We start from the raw sequence: 6,094 nt of genomic DNA, 5'->3' as shown, positions 1-6,094 counted from the left end.
GACCGGACCGGCGACGCCGAATCGAACACGGGCAACGCCGGCGGCGGGTCGGCGGGCGGCGCCTCGACCCCGACGGCCGGGTGAGCCGGTAGCGACGGGCCGCACGGGCACGCGCCGCCGGCTCGACGCCGAGCTGGTCCGGCGAGGGTTGGCGGCGACGCGGGCGCAGGCCCAGGCGGCGGTGGCCGCCGGGCGGGTGCGGGTGGCCGGCGCGGTCGCCGACAAGCCGGCCCGGCTGGTGGCGCCGGACGAGCCCGTCACCGTCGTCGGCCCGCCGCCCCGCTTCGTCAGCCGGGGCGGCGAGAAGCTCGACGCCGCCCTCGACCGCTTCTCCATCGACGTCGCCGGCGGCCGCGCCCTCGACGCCGGCTCGTCGACCGGCGGGTTCACCGACTGCCTGCTCCAGCGGGGCGCGGCGAGCGTGGTCGCCGTCGACGTCGGCCGGGCCCAGCTCCACGAGCGCCTCCGGGCCGACCCCCGGGTCACCGTGCTGGAGCGCACCGACGTGCGCCGGGTCGACCCCGCGGCCGTCGGCGGCCCGGTCGACGTCCTCACCGCCGACCTGTCCTTCATCTCCCTCCGCTCCGTGCTGCCGGCGCTGTTCCGCCTGGCCGCGCCGGGCGCGCCGCTCGTCCTGCTGGTGAAGCCCCAGTTCGAGGCCGGGCGGCGGGCCGTGAGCCGGGGACGGGGCGTGGTCACCGACCCCGAGGTGTGGCGCCAGGTGCTCGGCGACGTGGCCGCCGCGGTCCTGTCACACCCAGCCGCCATGATGGGGTGCATGGTCTCGCCGCTGACGGGCACGGAGGGCAACGTGGAGTTCCTCGCCCACGTCGCGTCGCTCGCGCCCGGGTCGGCAGCCCCGCCGCCGCCCGACCTCGACGCCGTCGTGGCCGAGGCCGCCGCCGGGAGGGCGTGAGGTGGCGACGGTCGGGCTCGTCCTGCACCACCAGCGGGACCAGGCCGCCGACCTGGCCAGGGCCGCGGCCAAGTGGCTGGGCGAGCGCGGGCACGACGTCGTCCTCCCGGCCGAGGACGCCGCCCTCGCCGGCCTGGACGACCGGGCGGTGGCCGAGGCCGGCCTGGCGGCGGCCGTCGACCTCGTCGTCAGCCTGGGCGGGGACGGCACCATGCTGCGGGCCGTCGACCTCGTCGGCGAGCGGGGGGTGCCGGTGCTCGGCGTGAACGTCGGCCAGCTCGGCTACCTCACCCAGGTCGAGCCGGACGACCTCGAGGAGAGCCTGGAGCGGTGGCTGGCCGGCGGGCACACCGTCGAGGAGCGGATGCTGCTCGACGTCACCGTGGAGGCGGCGAGCGGGTGGGACGGCGACGGCCACCACGTCGGCCTCAACGAGGCGGTGGTCGAGAAGACCCCGATGGGCCACACCGTCCGCCTGGCCGTGTCGATCGACGACCGCTTCTTCACCACCTACGCAGCCGACGGGCTCATCGTCGCCACGCCCACCGGCTCCACCGCCTACGCGTTCTCGGCCAGGGGCCCGATCGTCGAGCCCGAGCACCGGGCGCTGCTGCTCGTCGCCGTCTCCCCGCACATGCTCTTCGACCGCACCCTCGTGCTCGGCCCGTCCCGCCGCCTGCGCCTCGAGGTGTGCGGCCACCGCCCGGCGACCCTGTCGGTCGACGGGCGCAACCTCGGCGAGCTCGCCCAGGGCGACGCCGTCGTGTGCACGGCCTCGGACCGCACCGCCCGCCTCGTGACGTTCCGCCCCCGCGACTTCCACCGGATCCTGAAGGAGAAGTTCGGTCTCAACGACCGATGACCGGCCGCCATGCTGCTCGAGCTCGCCGTCACCGACCTCGGGGTCATCGCCGACCTGTCCGTCGTGCTCGGCCCCGGGATGACCGCCCTCACGGGCGAGACCGGCGCGGGCAAGACCCTCGTCGTCGAGGCCATCGAGCTGCTGGTTGGCGGGCGGGCCGACCCCGTGATGGTGCGGGCGGGGGCGGACGAGGCCAGGGTGGAGGGCCGCTTCCTCGACGGCGACGACGAGGTCGTCCTCACCCGGGTCGTGCCCCGCACCGGCCGGTCCCGGGCCTACGTGAACGGCCGGCTGGCCGCGGTCGCCACCCTGGTCGAGCTCGGCGCCCGCCTGGTCGACCTGCACGGCCAGCACGCCCATCAGTCGCTGCTGTCGCCGGCCACCCAGCGGGCCGCACTGGACCTCGTCGGCGGCGTGGACCTCGGGCCGCTGCGGGCGGCGAGGGCGCGGGTGGCCCAGGTGACCAAGGCGCTCGACGGGCTGGGCGGCGACGCCAGGGCGAGGGCGAGGGAGCTCGACCTGCTGCGCTTCCAGGTCGCCGAGCTGGACGCGGCCGCCGTCGCCGGGCCCGACGAGGACGAGGACCTGGAGGCCGAGGAGGACCGCCTCGCCGGCGCGACCGCCCACCGGGAGGCGGCCGCCGCCGCCCACCACGCGCTGGTCGCCGACGGCGGGGCGGTCGACGCCATCGGGGCGGCCGTCGCCGCCGTGGCCGGGCGGGCGCCGCTGCGGTCGCTCGAGGAGCGGCTGCGGTCGCTCGCCGCCGAGGTCGGCGACGCCGCGGCCGACGCCCGCGACCTGGCCGAGACCCTGGAGGACGACCCCGAGCGCCTGGAGGAGGTGCGGGCCAGGCGCCGCCTGCTGGCCGAGCTCCGCCGCAAGTACGGCGACACCCTCGCCGAGGTGCTGGCCTACGCCGACGAGGCCAGGGCGCGGATGGACGAGCTGGCGTCCCACGACGAGCGGGCCGCCGCGCTCGAGGCCGAGCTGGCCGCCGCCCGGGCCGACGAGGCGACGGCCGCCGCCGCCGTCGCCGCCGCCCGGCGGGCCGCGGCCGGCCCGCTGGCCGAGGCCGTCGAGGCGCACCTGGCCGACCTCGCCATGGCCGGCGCCCGGGTGGCGGTCGAGGTCGACGGGCCCGACCCGGCCGACGACGTCACGTTCCTGCTCGCCGCCAACCGGGGCGGATCGCTGCTCCCGCTCACGAAGGTGGCCTCGGGCGGGGAGCTGGCGCGGGCCATGCTTGCCCTTCGCCTCGCGCTCGGGCCCGGCCGGGCAAGCGACGGCGAGGGGCCCGGCACCCTGGTGTTCGACGAGGTCGACGCCGGCATCGGGGGCATGGCGGCGATCGCCGTCGGCCGGGCGCTCGCCGCGCTGGCCGCCGATCGCCAGGTGCTGGTCGTCACCCACCTGCCCCAGGTGGCGGCGTTCGCCGACGACCACCTCACGGTGGCCAAGCGGGACGAGGGCCTGGTCACGGTGGCGACGGCCGGGCGGGTCCAGGGCGACGAGCGGGTGGCCGAGCTCTCCCGCATGCTGGCCGGCACGCCGGACAGCGCGGCGACGAGGGGCGCGGCCGAGGAGCTCCTCGCGGCCGCGGCGGCCGAGCGCCGGGCGCTCGCGGCCAGGGAGGCCGGATGAGGGCGAGACGGGACCACCTCCCCGACCCCGCCCCCGAGCCGCCGGCCCAGCAGGAGGACTGGGGGCCGTCGGCCGAGCGCGACCGCTCGGCGCCGGTCGTCACGGCCCGCGCCAGGGTCGACCGCAGGACCAAGAACCTCGTGAAGCGGCTCCAGCCTGGCGAGATCGCCGTCATCGACCACGTCGACCTCGACCGGGTGGCGGCCGAGACCCTGATCGAGGCCAGGGCCAGCGCGGTCGTGAACGCGGCCGAGTCGATGTCGGGCCGGTACCCGAACGTCGGGCCGCTGCTCGTCGCCGCGGCCGGCATCCCCCTGCTCGACGGCGTCGGCCCCGACGTGATGGCGGCGATCGCCGAGGGCGACGTGGTGACCGTCGACGGCGACCAGGTCGTGCTCGACGGGCACGTGATCGCCAAGGGGACCCGCCACAGCCTGGCGTCGCTCGAGGAGCGCATCGCCGAGGCCAGGGCGTCCATGGGGGTGGAGCTGGCCCGCTTCGCCGAGAACACCCTCGAGTACCTCCAGCGCGAGAGCCACCTGCTGACCGACGAGCCGGACGTGCCCGACGTGGGCGTCGACTTCCGGGACCGCCAGGCGCTCGTCGTCGTCCGCGGCGCCGACTACCGGGAGGACCTCGACATCCTCCGCCAGGTCGGCTGGATCCGCGACATCCGGCCGGTGGCCATCGGCGTGGACGGCGGGGCCGACGCCCTCCTCGCCATCGGCGTGCGGCCGGACGTGATCATCGGCGACATGGACTCGGTCACCGAGGCCGCCCTCCGCTGCGGCGCCGCGCTCGTGGTCCACGCCTACCCGGGCGGCAAGGCGCCGGGCGCCGCCCGGCTGGACGCGCTCGGCCTGCCCTACCGCACGTTCGAGTCCGCCGGCACCAGCGAGGACATCGCCATGCTCCTCGCCTACGAGAAGGGCGCCGAGCTCATCGTCGCCGTCGGCACGCACAACTCGATGGTCGAGTTCCTCGACAAGGGCCGGGCCGGCATGGCGTCGACCTTCCTCGTCCGCATGCGGGTCGGCCCCGTGCTGGTCGACGCCAAGGGCGTGAGCCGGCTGTACCAGGGCGGCGTGCGGGGCCGCCACCTCGTGTTCCTCGTGCTGTCGGCCATCTTCACCTTCGCCGTCGTGCTGTGGGTGAGCGAGCCCATCCGGCTCCTCGTCCGCACCCTCTGGGTGGACCTGACGGCCCGATGATCAACTTCCGCTTCCACGTCGTCAGCCTCGCCGCCGTGTTCCTCGCCCTCGGCATCGGCATCGCCGCCGGGACGGCGTTCATCGACGACGCCACCGTCGCCCGCCTGCGCGACAACCTCACCGGGCTGGAGGACCGGCTGGACGAGACCAACGCCGAGAACGACCGGCTGGCCGCCCAGGTCGCCAACCTCCAGCAGCAGGCCTCCCAGCTGGGCGAGGAGGCGAGCGCCCGCCTGCTCGAGGGCCACCTGACCGGCGTGCCGGTGGTGCTGGTGGCCGACCGGGGGGTCGAGGGCGAGGCCGTGGACGGCACGAGGAGCGCGCTCACCGCTGCCGGAGCCGACGTGTGGGGCACCCTCTGGCTCACCGAGCGCCTGCGGCTGGACGACGAGGAGGCCCGGTCGGAGCTGGCCGGGATCGTGCGCATCATCTCCGACGACCCCGACCGCATCCGCCGTCTGCTCGTGCTCGAGCTGGCCGACGTGCTGGCCGAGCCCCTCCGCCCGGTGCCCCAGGTCGCCGAGCCCGACGGCCAGCCGGTGACGACGACGACCGTGGCGCCCGAGCCCGACCCGCTGCTCTCCGAGCTGATCGCCAGCGGGTTCGTCGACCTCGAGCCGGGACCGGACGGGCCCGACGAGCCGGCGCTACCGGCCGGCGACGCCCGCCTGCTGGCCGTGTCGGGCAACGGGGCCGTCGTGCCCCCGGAGGCGCTGCTGGTGCCGCTGCTGTCGGAGCTGGCCGAGTCCGGCCCGGTCCCGGTCGTCGCCGCCACGGCGATCACCGGCAACGACCCCGAGGCCGAGGCCCAGCGGGCCGACCTGGTCGGGCCGCTCCGCACCGGCGACGTGGCCGACAGCCTGTCGACGGTCGACGACCTGGAGGGGTTCGCCGGGTGGGCGGCCGCCGTCCTCGCCCTCCAGGACGCGGGCGACGAGCGCTTCGGCCACTACGGCGTCGGCGACGGGGCCGACCGGCTCCTGCCCGTCGGCGAGGACGCCCAGCCGTGACGGCCGCGGACCGTTCGGTCGCCGCCGCCGCCCGCCGACGGGGGCGAGGGGTCGCGTTCGTGGACCAGCCCGCCGGCGCCGCCCGTCGGCCCGGGCGAGCGGGCACGTTCGCGGACCGGGCCGTCGGCGCGGCCCGCCGACGGGGGCGAGCGGTGGCCGTCGGGGAACGGGTGGCGGCCGGCGATCGACGGCGGCCCAGCGGCACCGGGGGCCGGCGGTGACGGCCACCGACCGGCCGGTCGGGGCGGCCGCCGGCGAGCCGGTCGTGGACCGATCGCTGGCCCGGGCGACGGCGACCATCACCGCCTGGAACCTCGTCTCCCGGGTGACCGGCCTCGCCCGGGTGGTGGCCGTGACCGCCGCGGTGGGCGCCACCTACCTCGGCAACGTGTACCAGTCGGCCAACCTCGTCTCGAACATCCTCTTCGAGCTGCTGGCCGGCGGGCTGCTCTCG

At 77.0% G+C, this 6,094-nt stretch carries 6 protein-coding genes; all 6 read left to right on the top strand.

The annotated features are described in order from the left end of the window. Positions 1-916 (top strand): TlyA family RNA methyltransferase (locus VGB14_14490; protein ID HEX9994133.1); only part of this gene is annotated, 916 nt, incomplete at its 5' end. Between the two features lies 1 nt (position 917). Next, complete coding sequence (locus tag VGB14_14485) at positions 918-1,778, top strand: NAD(+)/NADH kinase (protein HEX9994132.1); 861 nt, start codon at positions 918-920, stop codon at positions 1,776-1,778. A gap of 9 nt (positions 1,779-1,787) precedes the next feature. Continuing rightward, positions 1,788-3,419 (top strand): DNA repair protein RecN, encoded by a 1,632-nt coding sequence (recN, locus tag VGB14_14480; protein ID HEX9994131.1) that lies wholly within the window; start codon positions 1,788-1,790, stop codon positions 3,417-3,419. Next, positions 3,416-4,630, top strand: a complete 1,215-nt coding sequence (gene steA / locus VGB14_14475; protein HEX9994130.1) for a putative cytokinetic ring protein SteA — start codon at positions 3,416-3,418, stop codon at positions 4,628-4,630. The genes recN and steA overlap by 4 nt, the downstream gene beginning before the upstream one ends. Then, on the top strand, positions 4,627-5,640 hold the full coding sequence (locus tag VGB14_14470) for a copper transporter (protein ID HEX9994129.1): 1,014 nt from the start codon (positions 4,627-4,629) through the stop codon (positions 5,638-5,640). The genes steA and VGB14_14470 overlap by 4 nt, the downstream gene beginning before the upstream one ends. A 217-nt stretch (positions 5,641-5,857) precedes the next feature. Then, positions 5,858-6,094: hypothetical protein (locus tag VGB14_14465; protein ID HEX9994128.1), on the top strand; the 237-nt coding region annotated here is incomplete at its 3' end.

Source organism: Acidimicrobiales bacterium, assembly GCA_036399815.1.
GTDB lineage: Bacteria > Actinomycetota > Acidimicrobiia > Acidimicrobiales > DASWMK01 > DASWMK01.
The sequence above is the reverse complement of the archived record's forward strand: the minus strand, read 5'-3'. Positions and strand labels throughout refer to the sequence as shown.

Excerpts from the sequence above, each read along its gene's own strand:
- steA (HEX9994130.1), top strand. The coding sequence starts at position 3,416 with ATGAGGGCGAGACGGGACCACCTCCCCGACCCCGCCCCCGAGCCGCCG.
- recN (HEX9994131.1), top strand. The coding sequence starts at position 1,788 with ATGCTGCTCGAGCTCGCCGTCACCGACCTCGGGGTCATCGCCGACCTG.
- VGB14_14470 (HEX9994129.1), top strand. The coding sequence starts at position 4,627 with ATGATCAACTTCCGCTTCCACGTCGTCAGCCTCGCCGCCGTGTTCCTC.